This window comes from Maribacter aestuarii, from assembly GCF_027474845.2.
GTDB classification, from domain to species: Bacteria; Bacteroidota; Bacteroidia; order Flavobacteriales; family Flavobacteriaceae; genus Maribacter; species Maribacter aestuarii.
On the sequence record NZ_CP107031.2, the window covers coordinates 1,958,781 to 1,976,109 of the forward strand.

At 41.0% G+C, this 17,329-nt stretch carries 10 protein-coding genes and 1 pseudogene; 7 read left to right on the plus strand and 4 right to left on the minus strand.

Annotated elements, in window-relative coordinates; all coding sequences use genetic code 11:
* Positions 1 to 33: 33 nt before the first annotated feature.
* The 4 genes from N8A89_RS08885 to N8A89_RS08900 all read left to right on the plus strand — a co-directional run bounded on the left by N8A89_RS08885 (position 34) and on the right by N8A89_RS08900 (position 8,528).
* A complete protein-coding gene (locus N8A89_RS08885) occupies positions 34 to 3,171 on the plus strand; it encodes a WD40/YVTN/BNR-like repeat-containing protein (RefSeq protein WP_289644186.1) in 3,138 nt (1,045 codons plus the stop codon).
* Positions 3,172 to 3,246: 75 nt separating this feature from the next.
* Positions 3,247 to 6,369, plus strand: a complete 3,123-nt coding sequence (locus N8A89_RS08890) for a WD40/YVTN/BNR-like repeat-containing protein (protein ID WP_289644187.1) — start codon at positions 3,247 to 3,249, stop codon at positions 6,367 to 6,369.
* A 38-nt stretch (positions 6,370 to 6,407) separates the two neighbouring features.
* Positions 6,408 to 6,956 carry a CopD family protein gene (locus tag N8A89_RS08895; RefSeq protein ID WP_281543362.1) on the plus strand — a complete coding sequence of 183 codons (549 nt, stop codon included), beginning with the start codon at positions 6,408 to 6,410 and terminating at the stop codon, positions 6,954 to 6,956.
* Between the two features lie 162 nt (positions 6,957 to 7,118).
* Complete coding sequence (locus tag N8A89_RS08900) at positions 7,119 to 8,528, plus strand: sensor histidine kinase (RefSeq protein ID WP_289645556.1); 1,410 nt, start codon at positions 7,119 to 7,121, stop codon at positions 8,526 to 8,528.
* Between the two features lie 34 nt (positions 8,529 to 8,562).
* Here N8A89_RS08900 and N8A89_RS08905 read toward each other — a convergent pair whose 3' ends face one another.
* A complete protein-coding gene (locus N8A89_RS08905; RefSeq protein WP_289644188.1) occupies positions 8,563 to 9,900 on the minus strand; it encodes a vanadium-dependent haloperoxidase in 1,338 nt (445 codons plus the stop codon).
* Positions 9,901 to 10,027: 127 nt separating this feature from the next.
* On the opposite strand from N8A89_RS08905, the gene N8A89_RS08910 reads away from it, so the two are divergent.
* From N8A89_RS08910 to N8A89_RS08920, 3 genes and pseudogenes are all read left to right on the plus strand, one after another.
* Positions 10,028 to 10,810, plus strand: coding sequence for an enoyl-CoA hydratase/isomerase family protein (locus N8A89_RS08910; protein ID WP_281541954.1), 783 nt, complete (start codon positions 10,028 to 10,030; stop codon positions 10,808 to 10,810).
* Between the two features lie 18 nt (positions 10,811 to 10,828).
* Positions 10,829 to 12,382 carry a hypothetical protein gene (locus N8A89_RS08915; protein ID WP_281541955.1) on the plus strand — a complete coding sequence of 518 codons (1,554 nt, stop codon included), beginning with the start codon at positions 10,829 to 10,831 and terminating at the stop codon, positions 12,380 to 12,382.
* Between the two features lie 46 nt (positions 12,383 to 12,428).
* A pseudogene (locus N8A89_RS08920) lies at positions 12,429 to 13,501 on the plus strand (PA0069 family radical SAM protein).
* 6 nt (positions 13,502 to 13,507) lie between these two features.
* Here N8A89_RS08920 and N8A89_RS08925 read toward each other — a convergent pair.
* From N8A89_RS08925 to N8A89_RS08935, 3 genes are all read right to left on the minus strand, one after another.
* On the minus strand, positions 13,508 to 15,235 hold the full coding sequence (locus N8A89_RS08925) for an amidohydrolase (protein ID WP_281541956.1): 1,728 nt from the start codon (positions 15,233 to 15,235) through the stop codon (positions 13,508 to 13,510).
* Between the two features lie 228 nt (positions 15,236 to 15,463).
* Positions 15,464 to 15,880 carry a hypothetical protein gene (locus N8A89_RS08930; protein ID WP_281541957.1) on the minus strand — a complete coding sequence of 139 codons (417 nt, stop codon included), beginning with the start codon at positions 15,878 to 15,880 and terminating at the stop codon, positions 15,464 to 15,466.
* A gap of 21 nt (positions 15,881 to 15,901) precedes the next feature.
* A complete protein-coding gene (locus N8A89_RS08935; protein WP_281541958.1) occupies positions 15,902 to 17,326 on the minus strand; it encodes a Gfo/Idh/MocA family protein in 1,425 nt (474 codons plus the stop codon).
* Between the last annotated feature and the right edge of the window lie 3 nt (positions 17,327 to 17,329).

Consider the following 17,329-nt stretch of genomic DNA (forward strand, 5'->3'; position numbering starts at 1 on the left):
ACTTTTAAGCTTGACTAATTCAACACATACGAAATGAAATTTTTACTTACCAGAGCCGGTATGTTATTACTGGCACTTTCTTTTTTACCCTTATCTATCATAGCTCAGCGAAAAAGTAAATCGCAAAAGACCGTGACTTCGTATCCGGAGGAACTGTATTCAAGTTTGGATTACAGATTAGTAGGTCCCTTCAGGGGTGGACGTTCTGCCGCGGTTACCGGAGTGCCCGGAGAACCCAATCTATTTTATTTCGGTGCAACCGGTGGCGGAGTTTGGAAAACACTGGATGGAGGCCGAACATGGGAGAATATCTCCGATGGTTATTTCGGCGGCAGTATCGGCGCCGTTGAGGTGGCAAAAAGTGACCCTAATGTCATCTATGTGGGTGGAGGTGAAAAAACATTACGAGGTAACGTATCCTCTGGATATGGTATCTGGAAAACTGAAAATGCAGGTAAAACATGGGTTTCCGCCGGTTTGAAAAATAGTCGCCATGTACCCAGAATCCGAGTGCACCCAACAGATTACAATACGGTGTACACCGCAGTTCTTGGAAACATCTATAAGCCAACCACGGAAAGAGGTATTTATAAAAGCACGGACGGTGGTCAGAATTGGAAGCAGGTCTTGTTCGTCAACGACCAAGCAGGAGCCGTAGATCTGACATTTGACCCTAACAATCCAAGAATTTTGTATGCATCCACATGGCGTGCTCAGCGAACTCCTTATAGCCTAAGTAGTGGCGGGGAGGGTTCTGCCCTATGGAAGAGTACCGATAGTGGGGAAACCTGGTCAGAGATTTCAAAAAATGAAGGTTTTCCAAAGGATACTTTGGGTATTATAGGTGTGACCGTTTCTCCAAAAAATTCGGAACGGGTCTGGGCCATTGTTGAAAATAAGGAAAAGGGCGGTTTATACCGTTCCGATGATGGTGGAAAAAAATGGACACAGGTAAATAGCGAACGAAAATTACGCCAAAGGGCATGGTATTACACCCGTGTCTATGCTGATACTGAAGATGAGGATGTAGTTTATGTGCTCAATGTCCGTTATCATAAGTCTACGGACGGTGGAAAAAGCTTCAATACCTTCAATGCTCCCCATGGAGATCACCACGATCTATGGATTGCCCCAGAAAATTCCAAGCGCATGATAATCGGTGATGATGGTGGTGCGCAGGTCTCCTATGATGGGGGTGAGACCTGGAGCACTTATTACAATCAACCTACCGCGCAATTTTATAGAGTAACCACGGATAATGCTTTTCCGTATCGCATCTATGTGGCACAACAAGATAATTCTACATTACGCATTAATCACCGAAGTGATGGGAGTAGTATTGATGAGTCCGATTGGGAGCCAACAGCTGGAGGTGAATCGGCTCATATTGCGGTGGACCCTCAAAATAATGACATTGTCTACGGCGGTAGCTATGACGGGTTCTTAACCCGGGTAAACCATGATAAAGGTACTGTTAGAGGTGTGAATGTATGGCCGGATAATCCTATGGGTGCCGGAGCGGAAGCTATGAAATATCGTTTTCAGTGGAATTTTCCTATCATGTTCAGTCGTCATGACCCTAATAAATTATATACGTTTTCACAGCATGTTCATGTTTCAGAAAACGAGGGTCAAAGCTGGAGGGTTTTGAGCGGTGACCTCACAAGAAACGACCCGACCAAATTAGGTTCCAGTGGTGGTCCCATTACCCAGGACAATACCAGTGTGGAATATTACTGCACCATTTTTGCCGCTAACGAAAGTCCATTAAAAGAAGGCTTACTTTGGGTAGGTAGTGATGACGGTTTAATTCATGTGTCCAAAGATGGCGGCGCCAATTGGGAAAACGTAACTCCAGCCAATATGCCCGAGTGGAGTATGGTAAATAGCATTGAACCATCGGCCTTTGACGAAGGAACCTGTTACGTTGCGGCGACACGTTACAAATTGGGAGATTTTGAGCCGTATTTATACAAGACGACCAACTATGGTCAAACATGGACCAAGATTACCAACGGTATCAATAACGAGCATTTTACCAGGGTGGTTCGGGAAGATCCTAAAAGAAAAGGATTGTTATATGCCGGAACAGAAACAGGTATGTATATTTCATTTGACGATGGTGCCAACTGGAGCTCGTTTCAAATGAATTTACCAATTGTGCCTATTACGGATTTGACCATCAAGGATAATAATTTAGTAGTAGCAACCCAAGGGCGAAGCGTTTGGATAATAGATGATTTAACGGTCCTGCATCAATTGGATGAGGGCAGAAAATCGGCAACTTCAATCTTATACAAGCCAAAGGATTCTTACAGAACCAAAGGTAGAGCTGCGAAGACACCCTCAAAAACAGCCGGTCAAAATCACCCTAATGGGGTAGTGACGCATTTTTACTTGAAAGATTTAAAAGAAAAGGACAGCATCAATCTCACTTTTACCTCAATGGCAGGGGATACCTTGGCAAATTATAGTAATAGTGCTAAGAAAAAGGACAAGAAGCTAGAGGTTAAAAAAGGAGGAAACACTTTTGTTTGGGATACCCGAGGTAAAGGAGCAGAAGAACTGGAGGGTATGATTCTTTGGTGGGCCAGCTTGGACGGGGCGAAAGCAGTACCCGGCAATTATCAGGTTCATTTAAATGTGAATGGAGACACAAAAACCGAAACCTTTAAAATTATTCCCGACCCTAGGGCCGAGGCATCGGTTGATGAGATGCAAAAGCAGTATGATTTCATTACCGATATTAATACCACTATTGATAATGCACATCAATCCATTAAAAAAATTCGAAAGATTAACACCCAGTTGGATGCTTTTACCAAGCAGTACAAGGATAATGAGGCGACAAAGGATTTGGTGGAGAAAGCGAAAGCTATGAAAGAGCGACTAGGAGAGGTAGAAAAGGCCTTATATCAAACCCAAAATAGAAGTGGTCAGGACCCTTTAAATTTTCCAATTAAATTGACCAATAAATTGGGTCATTTAAATAGTTTGGTTGCCATTGATGATTTTCCACCCACGGAACAGGATATTGCTGTCAAAAACGAACTGACCTCTAAAATTAATGCGGAACTAAAGATTTTTGATGAGGTAAATTCAAAAGAACTCCAAGAGTTCAATCAGGCTTTTAACGAACTTAAATTGGATTATTTATTTGTTGAAGATTAAATGGAATTGCCAATTTCTAAGAGATTGTAAAATTGGTCAGTAGTTCCAGTAGATATAATAATATTGATTCAAATAATGAAGAAATCATTTCCCTTACTTATACTGTTAGTCTGTACTTTAAGTTTAGCCCAGACAGTGAATGACTATTTTCAACCCTTAAAATATAGGAACATAGGGCCCTTTAGAGGCGGGAGGTCGGTAACGGCAACCGGAGTGGTTGGTGACCCAATGACCTATTATATGGGAAGTACGGGAGGAGGCCTTTGGAAGACCGAGACCGCCGGACAGCGCTGGGAGAACATTTCAGATGGTTATTTTGAAACCGGTTCCGTTGGTGCTGTGGCTGTTGCTAAGTCCAATCCCAACATTGTATATGTGGGTATGGGAGAGCATGCTCCAAGGGGAGTGATGACCTCCTACGGGGATGGGGTCTATAAGTCTACCGATGCGGGAAAAACATGGAAAAAGATGGGGCTAGAAAAAACGCAACATATTTCCAGAATCATTATTCATCCTTCTAATCCGGATATCGTTTACGTAGCAGCTCAAGGTGCATTGCACGAGGGTACAGCGGAACGTGGCATCTACAAATCTGTTGATGGAGGCATGACTTGGAAAAATACTTTGTTCGTCAATAATTTAACGGGTGCGGCCGAACTGTCCATGGATGCCAACTATCCGGAAATTATGTATGCAGCCATGTGGGAACATCAAAGAAAACCCAATAAGGTTATAAGTGGAGGTGAGGGTAGTGGATTGTACAAATCTATGGATGCAGGGGAAACGTGGTCCAAAATTTATAAAGGTTTGCCAGAGGAGAAGGGAAAGATGGCAATAGCCGTGAGTCCGGCCAATTCCAATAAAGTCTATGCGCTCATAGAAAGTGATTCCGATGCAGATAAAGGGGGGCTTTTTGTTTCTAACGATGCAGGAGAATCGTGGTCTATGATCAGTGGAGATAATCGTTTAGTTCAACGGGCGTGGTACTACATAGAAGTCTTTTTAGACCCTAACGACGAGGATACGGTGTATGTCCTTAGCGCACCAGCTTTGCGTTCCACGGACGGTGGAAAAACATGGGAACGGCTAACGGGCACGCATGGAGATTATCATGACCTTTGGATTAATCCGGATAACTCCAAAAACATGGTCATTGCCAATGACGGTGGCGCTGCCGTTTCGTTCGATTTCGGAAAAACTTGGTCTACTCAGGATAATATGCCAACGGCGCAATTTTATAGAATCAGTGTGGACAATCTATTTCCTTATAACGTATACGGGGGTCAACAGGATAACACTTCTGTGCGTATTGCAAGCTTATCGATGGGAAGGGGTAGTATTTCCGAACAGGATTGGACCTATGCTGCAGGCGGCGAAAGCGCCTTCTTGGCATTTGACCCGGACGATCCAAGATATGTTTTGGGAGGCAGCTATTTGGGAACCATAGAGGTCTTGGACATGGAGACCAAGGGGTCAACCAACATAATGGCCGCTCCTATTCAATATCTGGGGCGTGAAGCCCGAAATATGAAATACCTCTACAATTGGAACGCTCCTATAATTGGATCTAAGCATGAACCGGGAACTTATTATCACGGAGCACAGTTGGTTCTGAGAACTAGGGACATGGGAGTGACCTGGGAGGAAATTTCACCGGACCTTACAAGAGATATTGATGAAAAACAAGGTAAAGGTGGTGGTCCGTATACGAATGAAGCGGTTGGGGCCGAAAATTATGGCACACTGGCCTATATGATAGAATCCCCCCATGAAAAGGGGGTGTTCTTGACGGGGAGTGACGACGGTCTTGTTCATATTACCAAGGACGGCGGAGAAAATTGGGAGAACGTAACGCCTAAGGGTCTTAAAGAATGCCTGATTAATGCTATCGAAATTTCGCCATTTGACCCGGCAACGGCATATATTGCTACCACACGGTACAAGTTCAATGACTATACGCCTGCTATTTATAAGACAAGTGATTATGGAAAAACATGGACGAATATTAGTTCTGGAATTCCTTACGGTTCGTTTACACGTGTCGTTAGGGAGGATGAAGAACAAAAAAATCTTTTGTACGCAGGTACGGAGAAGGGAATGTATATCTCATTCAACGGCGGCGCAAACTGGGAGCCTTTTCAGCTGAATCTTCCCATAACTCCAGTTTTGGATTTAAAAGTGCACCGTGGAGATTTAATAGTGGCTACCTCTGGGCGCTCCTTTTGGATTCTTGATGATTTGACTGCATTGTCACAATATCAACCTTCTCAAAAAGGATTGAAAATACTGAAACCCAAGCCTGCCTATGCCGGTTCATGGGGAAGCCCTTTAAACAGAAATTCACATAAATTTAAAGGAACCGACCCCTTTGATGGTGTTAACCCGGCAAATGGATTAGTAATTTACTATGAACTTCCAAAGCTTAAGGACTCTACAGTATTATCTATGGAAATTCGCGATGGCCAAGGAAAGTTAATCCGAACATTTAGCTCAGAAAAGGACCCCGATTACAAACCACATAACGGTGGTGGGCCATCACCAGAGCCCTTACTTTCTAAAGAAATAGGTCTTAACCGTTTTGTTTGGGACATGGGTCATTCAACAATGCCGGGTATTCCAGGAACTTACATTGAAGCCGGCTTTGGAGGGCATAAGGCTATCCCTGGAACTTATGACATTCAATTAAAAGTTGGAGGAGAAATGGTCGTGACCAAGGGAGAGATAGAGGCAGTACCTACCTTTGGGATTAGCTCAGAGCAGTATAAGGAATATGATACACTCATGTCGGAGATGGAGCAAAAAGTGACCATGATGCATAATAGGGTGAACAAGCTTTATGGTGTTCAGGAGGATTTAAAAGAAGTGCTGAAAGAAATCGATGATAACGAACTAAAAAAAGAAGGTCAAAAGCTTTTGGATAAGTTGATCGCCTGGGATGAAGACATGATCCAACGTAAATCACAAGCCTATGATGATGTGGAAAATTTCCCAAATAAGTTTACGGCGGAGTATTTGTTTTTAATCAATCAAACGTCGGGAAGTATACCTAGGGTAAACAAATCTAATGTGGAACGAAAGCAAGAGCTGGACCAACAATGGAACGGATTAAAATCCAGGTCAGATAATTTAATGAACACTGATATTCCTTCCTTCAACAAGAAACTATGGGAAGCCGGTATTGGAGCTTTACGGCTTTAAAGTTTTAGCTAACTTTGAACTTGAAAATCTAAACTAGAATTCTGTTGTACAATTATATTAAAGCACTGCATCTCATCTTTGTAATTACATGGTTTGCTGGGCTTTTTTATATTCCACGGTTGTTCATTTATCACATTGAGGCTAACCAAAAATCCTCTCCGGAAAAGGAAATTTTAAGCAAGCAACTCAAATTGATGACCAAGCGGCTCTGGTATATCATTACATGGCCCTCGGCAATATTGGCTACTTTGTTTGCGATTTGGCTACTGATTCTAGCTCCGTATTGGCTGCAACAACCATGGATGCATGTAAAACTGGGATTTGTAGTATTACTGATTGCCTATCATCTCAGGAATCATCTAATTTTTAAGAAATTTCAGAAAGATGATATTAGGTATTCTTCCAATTATATGCGTATCTGGAACGAGGGTGCAACCCTCATCTTGTTCGCAGTCATTTTCTTGGTCGTTTTAAAAAGTGCCTTCAATTGGATTTATGGGGTTATCGGTATTCTTGTTTTGGGTGTCTTATTAATGCTGGGCATAAAACTTTACAAGCGTATACGTCAAAAAAATCCAGAGGCCTAGCGCAATTCAAAATTCAGACCGTAGAGGTTATTTTGTTTTTGAGCTTATGTTTAATGCTTGTCTGTGGAGTTAAAAATATTTGGTGCGATATTTGTTAACTTTGAACGAAACACCAATTCCTTGCTTAAAAAATTATCCTTAAGGTCACGTATTTTCCTAGCCATGATTTTTTTGGTAGTACTGGCGTCCGTCTTGATTTTGGTCACTACTATTTTTCAATTTCAGGAAATAAACAAGGATTATCATCAGGACAGGATGGAGCGTAAGGAAGAGCAGATTCGACAAAGCATTGATCTTGCAATCCAAAAAACGACTTATCCCGTTACTCCTGAAAATTTGGGATTAATTTTCAAAAATGAAATTTACGAGATTGCCGTAGTTCAAAATATGAACTTCAACTTATACAGTTTGGACGGTCAACTCATCAAAAGTTCTAGACCTAAGTTTGAAAATGATTCTATTTCCATGTGCTTGGACGCTGAAATACTCAACAAATTGGAGGCGAGCGTCGATAAGCGCTATGTGGAGGAGCGGGCTGCAGCAGGGGATAAGTATCAAGCATCCTATACCTACATTTCAGATAACAAATTTAAACCGATAGGTATTTTAAACCTTCCGTATTTTGAGGATAATTCTTTTAATGATAAGGAGCTAAGGGAGTTCTTATGGCGTTTGGGGGGAGTTTACTTTTTGATGTTATTGATTGCAATTGCATTTGCCTTTTTCATTTCTAAATACATTACAAGGTCTTTAGAGACCATTTCCGATATGATGGAACGAACTGATTTAACGCGACGGAATGAAAAGATATTTATTGATAGTCCTGGTGAGGAAATTGAAAAATTGATCTCCTCTTATAACGCTATGATTGATGAATTGGGACAGAGTGCCGTTAAGTTGGCAAGGAGCGAACGGGAGCAAGCTTGGCGGGAGATGGCCAAACAAGTAGCACATGAGATAAAAAATCCGTTAACCCCCATGCGTTTAAGCGTTCAAAGCTTTGAACGGAAGTTTGACCCAAAGGACCCTAAAATTAAGGAAAAGGTGGCCGAGTATTCCAAAACACTGATACAGCAAATTGATACCATGAGCAGTATAGCCTCGGCATTCTCTAATTTTGCTGAAATGCCAGCGCAGCAGAACGAGACGCTTAACGTGGTTAAAATCGTGAAATTGGCACTAGATATCTTTAACGAGGATTACATCCATTTCATAGCCGAGGAGGAGGAAATCATAGCTAAATTAGATCGTACGCAATTGATAAGGGTCGTAACCAATTTGGTAAAAAATGCTATTCAAGCGGTACCTGAGGTCAGTTCACCTAGAATATTGGTTTCTGTAGCATCGGAAAAAGATATGGTGAAAATATCCGTGGCGGACAACGGTGTGGGTATTTTAGATGAGCATTCGGATAAAATTTTTGAACCTAAATTCACTACCAAAACCAGTGGTATGGGTCTTGGACTTGGTATGGTGAAGAATATAGTAGAAACCTATAAAGGAAGTATCAATTTTACCTCAAAGCCTGGTAAAGGAACGGTTTTTTGTGTAAGATTTCCCCGCGCTCTATAGACTATCGCTTCACTTCATATCCTAGAACACGGAATTAATTGTCTAAATCTAAATTACTAACATTCCTGCCGATAGCGTACCCTTGTTCCAATCCAAGATAAATGGCTTCTTGATAATGAATGCCACCATAAAGTCTTGATACTGCCGCTTCTTCCGCCATATCTATAAAACTGTCATAGGCACGCGGCGTGCCGTCGATATCTGTCCTTCCCTCATGGGTACGGTCAACAAAAGCATAATTTTCTCCAAAAAATGAAATCATCACCTCTGCTAGTGCACCGGACTGCACTGAATGTCCAGAGGTATACTCTGGAAAAGGAGGGGTAGATAAAATTGGCTCCCAATTTGGGTCTATATTTTCATTGATATAGGTAATTGGTCGTACGTAAAGAGTCTCATACTTAGTCTTCCAACAGGAAATGAAAGCATCTGAAATTGCAATGCCAAGCTTTGCAAAAATTTCTGTTGCTTCTCCGAGATTGGAATTATTCTCAACGATTAACTGATTTGCAATGGCAATAGAGTGTCCAGGAGGGGTTGCGGTAGTAACAGGGTCATCCGACCAAAATTCAGCTATCTTAATTTGTTCAGAAGTTATATTATTAACGACATTATATACTTCCGTAGCCCGCTCATAACAGAGTGAATTTTCATCTGTAGAGGCAATAGGGGGTGCAACTGGTTGTACGGCATCAACATTAGCTAATAAAAAAGGTCTATTTGTTCCCCAATAAGGCTGCAAGGGGCCGCTGAAATCGGGTGCTGTAGGTTTCCAAGATGCTGTTAAAGGCAATATATAATCGGTTGGGAAATTATTAAATTGACCATTCATACCGCCATCCGTCTCGGACCATTCTATGATATTATCCGCTACTTCCTTAGCTAAAACTTGGGATGCTTCAAAAACTTCAGGTACTAGTTCTAATTGATATTTAGAAGTATACTCGTTATTTAAATCCATAATAGCCTCCATCCTCTCATCCGAAGTATTACTATAAAAATATAGTGTAGTCTGATTCAATATGGCATTGGCAACTGCTGGCCAATGATACATTTCTAAATCTTCGGTTTGAATTGTGTATTGTAAACCGTTTAATTTACCTGAGAGCGATGTTTTATTGGGAAGCCCAATCGACACGCCTTCATATAAAGCTATTCCTATATATCCAAAGGCTCTTGCTGCTACTGGAGGCGTAAAACCAGGAGTCTCCTTAGTCAGAGTTTTTATAAGCTCGTACCAATCCACAACGACTTCTGAACTATAGGTTTTAGCGATTTCTACATTTGATAAATTGTAAAAATCGTCATCTTTTTTACAGGCACTAAGTACTAATATCGCCAGCAAAAAGTATATAACACGCACATTTGACATAACAATTCTATATTTGTGTATAAAAATATTAAGTAGGCTTTATTTCAACTAAAATAATCGATAAAGATTCTTTAAAAAGGTTGTGTGATAGCGAATTTCGAATAAAATTAATCACTAAAATAAAACTATGGGTTATCATAATATTCTAGTCAAGAATGAATCTGCAATAGGTTTAATAACCATTAATCGCCCCAATAAATTAAATGCCCTTAATACAGAAACCATTAAGGAATTGCACAACGCCTTCTCAAGTCTAGAAAAAAACAAGGAGGTAAAAGTGATTATACTCACCGGTAGTGGTGAAAAAGCTTTTGTGGCTGGAGCGGATATTTTAGAATTTGCCGATTTTTCGGTTAATAAAGGCAAAAAACTTGCATCCAAAGGACAAAAATTACTTTTCGATTTTATAGAGAACTTCTCAAAACCGGTCATTGCAGCAGTTAATGGCTTCGCTTTGGGTGGTGGTCTGGAACTGGCAATGGCATGTCATTTCAGGGTTGCCAGTGACAATGCTAAAATGGGGCTGCCAGAGGTCTCATTGGGGGTAATCCCTGGTTATGGCGGCACGCAGCGCTTACCACAATTGATAGGCAAGGGCAGGGCTATGGAATTGATCATGACGGCCGGTATGATTTCAACCGAACAGGCATACACCTATGGGTTAGTGAACCATGTAGTCGCCCAAGAAGAACTTCTTCCATTTTGTAAAAAAATGGCAAGCAAAATTTGCAATAACTCAACTGTAGCCATTTCCCATGCAATAAAAGCCATAAATGCGGGTTTTAAGAATACTGTAAACGGTTACGAGCAGGAAATAGATTCGTTTGGCGCTTGTTTTGGTACGGACGACTTTGCCGAAGGTACGACTGCATTTCTTGAAAAACGAAAAGCAGATTTTCCCGGTTCGTAACACCTAACCGGACTTAATATGTTTAGCAAAAGTGTAGCTTTCTTAATTCTTTTTATGGCTACTTTGGGCATATTTGCCCAACAAGAAGAAATAGCGTATACCATAGGGGAAAAGTATAATGATAGACACAAATACTCCAATTTACTGTCCATAGCGGATGATGGCAACGGAGGTACCGTCGTAGTTCGTTCCTATTATTCCGGCATTGTTTTAAGACCTAAAGGATATTTGGTGGAGCATTATAACAAGGATCTTGAACTGCTTTCCGAGTACAATTACAAGTTAAAGAATTCTAACTTTGTTGAGGCCTACGTGAAAAATGGTCAAGTGTACTTACTATTTTTAGAGTACGATTACAATAAGGCTTCTTACGAATATATCGTACACCGTAGTCCCTTTTCGGAATTTAATTTTACGCAAGAGGTTCTTTTATCCATTCCATCCGAACCTGTTTCGCAACCGTTGGACCGTAACTATTACAATAGGAATTTTACTTCTGGATTCACGACTTCAGTTTTGTTCAATGACAACAGGTCTGCTTTTGCGATAACTACCCATTTTAAAAAACGAAAAGAAAATCAACATATAATTCATGTATTTGATGCCAGTCTGCGAAAATTAATGGAGCATGATTTTTCTGATGAGGTAGAGGAAAAAAATTACGCCTTTGAAAATATTGTTTTTTCTGAGGATTTAAGGAATGTTTATTTGGTTGGTAAGGCTTACTTTAAAAAGAAACGATTTAATGCTACCGAAAGAAAGTTTCAATACGAATTGGTCCGTATTTCTCAGCAAGGTAGAAGTACACAATCATTCTACACCCCAGGAAAATTTCCTGAGGCACTTAAACCCATATTCAAAAATGATAAGCTGTTATGTATAGGGTTTTATGCGGATCGGAAAGATAATCGGTACAATGGCATAGCCTATTTTAAATTGAATCCCAATTCACTTAATATAGAATCCCAGAAGTTCAATCCGTTTTCCAGCCAGTTTATGATGGATAAATTTGGACGGGAGGACGATAAGACTATTAAAGACCTTGTGTTTAAAAGTATGGACATTACCAATGACGGATACATCCTATTCAACGCAGAGGAATACTTTACCAGCACAAGCACTCAAGCCAATTCCAGTGGCGGGCGTTTACTCGTAACGCGATACCATTACAACGATATTGTTAGTGTAAAGCTCAGTCCTGAAGGCGATATGATCTGGGCACGTAATATTAACAAGACCGAGGTAACACAAGGAGACGGGGCTTACACTTCCTATAGTGCCTATACAAAAGGTGGTAATACATATTTCTTTATTAGTACGGCATCGGAGAATCCACAACAATTAGGTGCAGATCGAATAATGTTCAAACAGGGATTGGGCAGAAATAAAAATATATTCTTAATCAAATTGGATGAAAACGGGCATATGAATTACGATAAGGTAATAGATGATACCGAAGCAAGGTTACCCTTAATGGTCTCTATGCCACTTGTTGATGCCACTACGGATAAATTACTATTTTATGCCAAACGCGGAACAAAGAAACAGCTTGTTCATGTAGGTGTTAAATAATTATAGAATTAGGATTTATTCCATATTTTTGGAATAAATCCATTTTATGTTCGAAAACTTATCCTTAAAAGGGAGAGGAGCTCAATTAAATACCCCAAATAAATTTTTCCAGCACGTACATGAAACACGGGATGATTTTTTGGAATTTTGCCGTATTGAAGGTGAGGATGCCGCTAATAATCGAACCCAATACATTCCTATTTTCCCCAAAACTATTGTAAATAAGGTCACGAGCCCTGACGTTGGGATGCGATATTCCATGAATCCATATCAGGGATGTGAACATGGATGCATTTATTGTTACGCCAGAAATACACATGAATTTTGGGGGTATAGTCCCGGACTGGAATTTGAACGAAGAATTTTGGTAAAAAAGGACGCTCCAAAGCTCCTTGAATCTAAAATAAAGAGCAAAACTTGGAAAGCCAATACCATTGTCATGTCAGGTAATACGGATTGCTACCAGCCGGCAGAAAAGAAATTTAAAATTACCAGAGCATGTTTAAAAGTGTTCTTAAAATACCGGCATCCCGTGGGGATAATTACAAAAAATGCATTGATATTAAGGGATTTAGATATCCTGAAAAAACTTAACGAGCATCAATTGATTGGGGTCAACGTTTCCATTACTTCCCTATCCGAGGATACAAGGAGAATCTTGGAACCCAGAACTGCTACGATTAAAAAGCGATTGGAAACGATACGTATTTTATCAGAAAACAATATTCCCGTAAATGCCATGCTAGCTCCTATTATCCCTGGAATTAACAGTCACGAAATAATGAATCTCGCCAAAGCGGTATCGGAAAACGGCGCAAGTTCTTTTGCCTTTACAGTGGTAAGGTTGAACGGTGCCATAGGAGGAATTTTTACAGATTGGATAAAAAAGACCATGCCCAACAAAGCGGATAAAGTTTTACATCAGATACAAGAATGCCATGGTGGAACACTAAATGACAGTCGCTTTGGAATTCGAAGTCGGGGCGAAGGTAAAATTGCCACCCAAATCCATGATTTAATGGAATTGGCCAAACGGACCTATTTCAAAAAAAGAATTTACCCAAGCTAAGGACTGATCTTCACGAAGCTTTTAAGGACGGCCAGTTGAAATTATTTTAAACTTTTTCAATCCCCCTTATCATAAACAACTTCCCCATCAAAGATGGTCATTTCTATCTCAGTTTTAAGGAGTTCCTCTTCGGGGACTTGCATCAAATCTTGATTGTAAATCGTAAAGTCTGCCATTTTACCAACGGTAATAGATCCTTTAATGTCTTCCTCAAAAGCACCGTAGGCGGCATCCAAAGTATAAGAACGTAACGCTTGTTCCCGAGTCATTTTTTGCTCAGGTTCATAACCATTCTCCGGTGTTCCTTTTAAAGTTTTACGACTTACACTGGCGTAAAAACTTGCAATAGGGTTTAAGGGTTCCACGGGCACATCGGTTCCGTTTACGATTGGGATACCGCTTTTTAAAAGGGCTTGCCACATATAGGCACCTTCCTTAATCCGCTTTTCACCCAGACGGTCAATGGCCCAAGGCCTGTCCGAAGACATATGTACCGCTTGCATTGCAGGAATAACACCTAACTCGGCAAAACGGGGAATATCATCTGGATGTAAATGTTGCGCATGTTCTATCCGAAATCTATGGTCGTATTTTAATTCTGGCAGTTCGGTAAACGCGGCTTCATAACGGTTCAATATTTCTTGGTTGGCACGGTCGCCTATGGCATGGGAACAAACTTGGAATCCGTTCCTTAATCCGTTCAATGCCGTTTCTTTCACGAATTCCATGGGTAAGGTTTCGTGTCCAAAATGTCCAGGTCTATCCGTATAATCTTCCAGAAGCCAGGCACCTCGTGAACCGAGGGCACCGTCGCAATTGAGTTTAACGGAACGGATGGTAAACAGGTTATCGGGGTCTACCATCGGACCTTTTTCATACCAATCGCTGAGCAAATCCTTATCCCATCCTGTGAGCATGCCATACATACGGACTTTCATTTTGTCCGCACCTTTCATTCCATTGTAAAGTTGAATCGTCTCTTTTCCTATACCCGCGTCATGAAAACCTGTAATCCCATTCTTATGGCAGGCGGCTACCGCCAGTTCAAAAGCTTTAACATTTTTTTCCGGTGTAGACTCGGGGATATGTTGAGTAATGAGTGTCATGGCACGTTCATTGAAAATACCCGTGGGTCTTCCCAATTCATCGCGCATAACTTCTCCACCTTCTACTTCAAACTTGTCTATGCCGTCCTTGGAAAGGATTTCTAGACCGGCAATCTCCATGGCTTTGGCATTGGCAAAACCTGCATGACCACTTGCGTGGCGTAGGTATACGGGATTATTGGGGGATACTTCGCTAAGTTTATAGTGCGTTTGGAATCCATGTACGGTATCGGAGGGCATTTCGTCCCACTTGCTTTGGTGCCAGCCTCTACCGGTTATCCATTCACCAGGTTCCACTTTTTTTACTTCTTCGGCTACGGCGTCCACTATTTCCTGATAGCTGGTCGTGTTCATTAAATCCAGGTTCAGTTCGTTATAGCCCAATCCCATAAAATGGCCATGACCTTCAATTAAACCAGGAGTCATGGTTTTACCTTTTAAATCGATGACTTGGGTCTGTTCTGTCTTAAACTGCTCCGCTTCTGCTAATGTTCCCACAAAAAGAATAGTATCTCCTTTTGTTGCCACAGCCTCTACCATGGCCTGCGTAGAGTCTACAGTATAGATGGGTCCACCATGAATAAGTAAAGTGGCAGTTTGTCTTTCAGGGCCTGAGCAAGAGGCAATTAGGAGTATGCAAACCGTTAGGCTCCAGAAAATAGAAGTTTGAAATTTCATCAATGTTGGTTTTAAGAAAATTGAATTTATGATTTTCTATTGAATTCAGTTCGCTTTATTCTCTCTTTCTAATGAATAATAGAATTTTGAATTTATAGCTTTTGAAAAAGACAGCATTTGCTGTAAACTTCACCTCAGGTGTTCCTGGCGGAGCGAACATAAGACAACCAAGAAGCAGTTTAGCTCGTAACTGAGCAATTATTAATATACATAGTTAATAAACGTTTTTTATTCCGCCAATCTTACTATACCATCATTCCCTTTTATAAAGCTACTTTTTTCTTTGTCGATTATTGTCCTTACAGGATCCATTGCTCTTTTAAGCTCAATAATTCTTATAGCCTTTCTGTCTTTCAAAAAAACTACTAAATCGTAAAAATCAGAATATTCAATTCCGTTTTGCCTTATGTTTATAAGATTTAAATTTAATTCTTCTTCAATCTCTTCCACTTGCGAATAAGGTCCAAGGATAAATAGAGCATCCCATTCAAAATCGGCAACTTTCGCAAAATCAATTATTTTATTTTTTGAGTATAATTCCGCTTCAATTTTTTCAGTCAGAATTTTGTCATTCTCAAGTTGAAATAGATATCCACAAGAAATAATCGAGAAGGATAAAATTCCAATTCCAATAATTTTTTTCATTATTAATTTTAGCTAAAACACCTAGCTTAATTCCCAGCCTTTACGATAATTTCCTTTTACCCAATCATTGGCCAAATCCCAATTGGTCACTTTCATATTGGCGCCGTCCCAAAGGATTTTGCGTCTTCCAGGATACTCGAACGGATCCCAATCACCAAGTTTCTTGCCTTCTTTCAGTTTTTTGTACTGATAGGCTTTTATGGCCAAGTTCCCCATGAGTACAGCTTCGGTAAGAGGGCCGGAGCGCTTAAAGTCGGAGGAGGTTTCCGTGCCGTTCAAACACCCTTCTACGAAATTTCGTTGGTGTCCACCAGTGTCACCTTCAATCCTTTTTAGGTAGGGGCTAGGAGGTGTCAAAAGTTTCATGGTGCTGGAAGGCAACAATCTAGCGTTTCTGGAATAAGCGTCACAGACCAAAATACCTCGGTTACCATAGAAAATACTTCCTCCACCGCCATCACCAATGGTTTCGCCATCTTTTAGTTCATCCGGTAAATCAGGGAGTAATCCACCATCGTACCAGTTCAGGGCAATATCACCATGTTCTTCGGTATTGAATTTTAGTCTTACGATTGAGGAGGCGGGGCACGATTCACTATAATCTGCCTCTACAAAATCACCTATCCAATTGGTAGAACAGCTAGCTTCGGCTTCCGTAGGATAGCCTAAATCTAAAACTCCAAATGGTGTTTCCATAATATGGCAACCCATATCGCCCAAAGCGCCGGTTCCAAAATCCCAGAAGCCACGCCATTTAAAAGGGAGATAGGCATCGTTATAATCGCGCATCTCAGCTTTACCCAGCCATAGGTCCCAATCCAATCCTTTTGGAATAGGGTCCTTACCGGTTGGAACGGGAACACCCTGTGGCCATACGGGTCTGTTGGTCCAACAATCAACTTTGTAGACCTTACCTATTACTCCGGACTGTATCCATTCCTTTGCCTCGCGACTGCCATCACTGGAGGCGCCCTGATTCCCCATTTGGGTGACGATGCCGTTTTCTTTGGCCACATTGGTCATTAATCTGGCTTCATTGATATTGTGTGTCAAAGGTTTTTCTACATAAGCGTGCTTTTTGGCGCGCATAAATGGTAGGGCAATTGAGGCGTGCATATGATCTGGTGTTGCGACCATAATCGCATCAATATCCTTTAAATGTTTATCATATACTTTTCGGTAATCTTTAAATTGCTTTGCATCGGGATATGCCGCATAGGTCTCCGCGGCACGCCTATCATCAACATCGCATAAGGCTACGAATTTCACTTTTTGCGTGGCATTCAATCCCTGGATAACCCCTGCCCCTCGTCCACCAACTCCAAAAGCTCCCATGTAAAGGGTATCACTGGGGGGCGTATGCGTCTTTCCTAATACAAAACTGGGGACAATGGTGAAAGCAGTGGAGGCTGCCGTGGCATTCTTAATAAATTTTCTTCTCTGCATGGG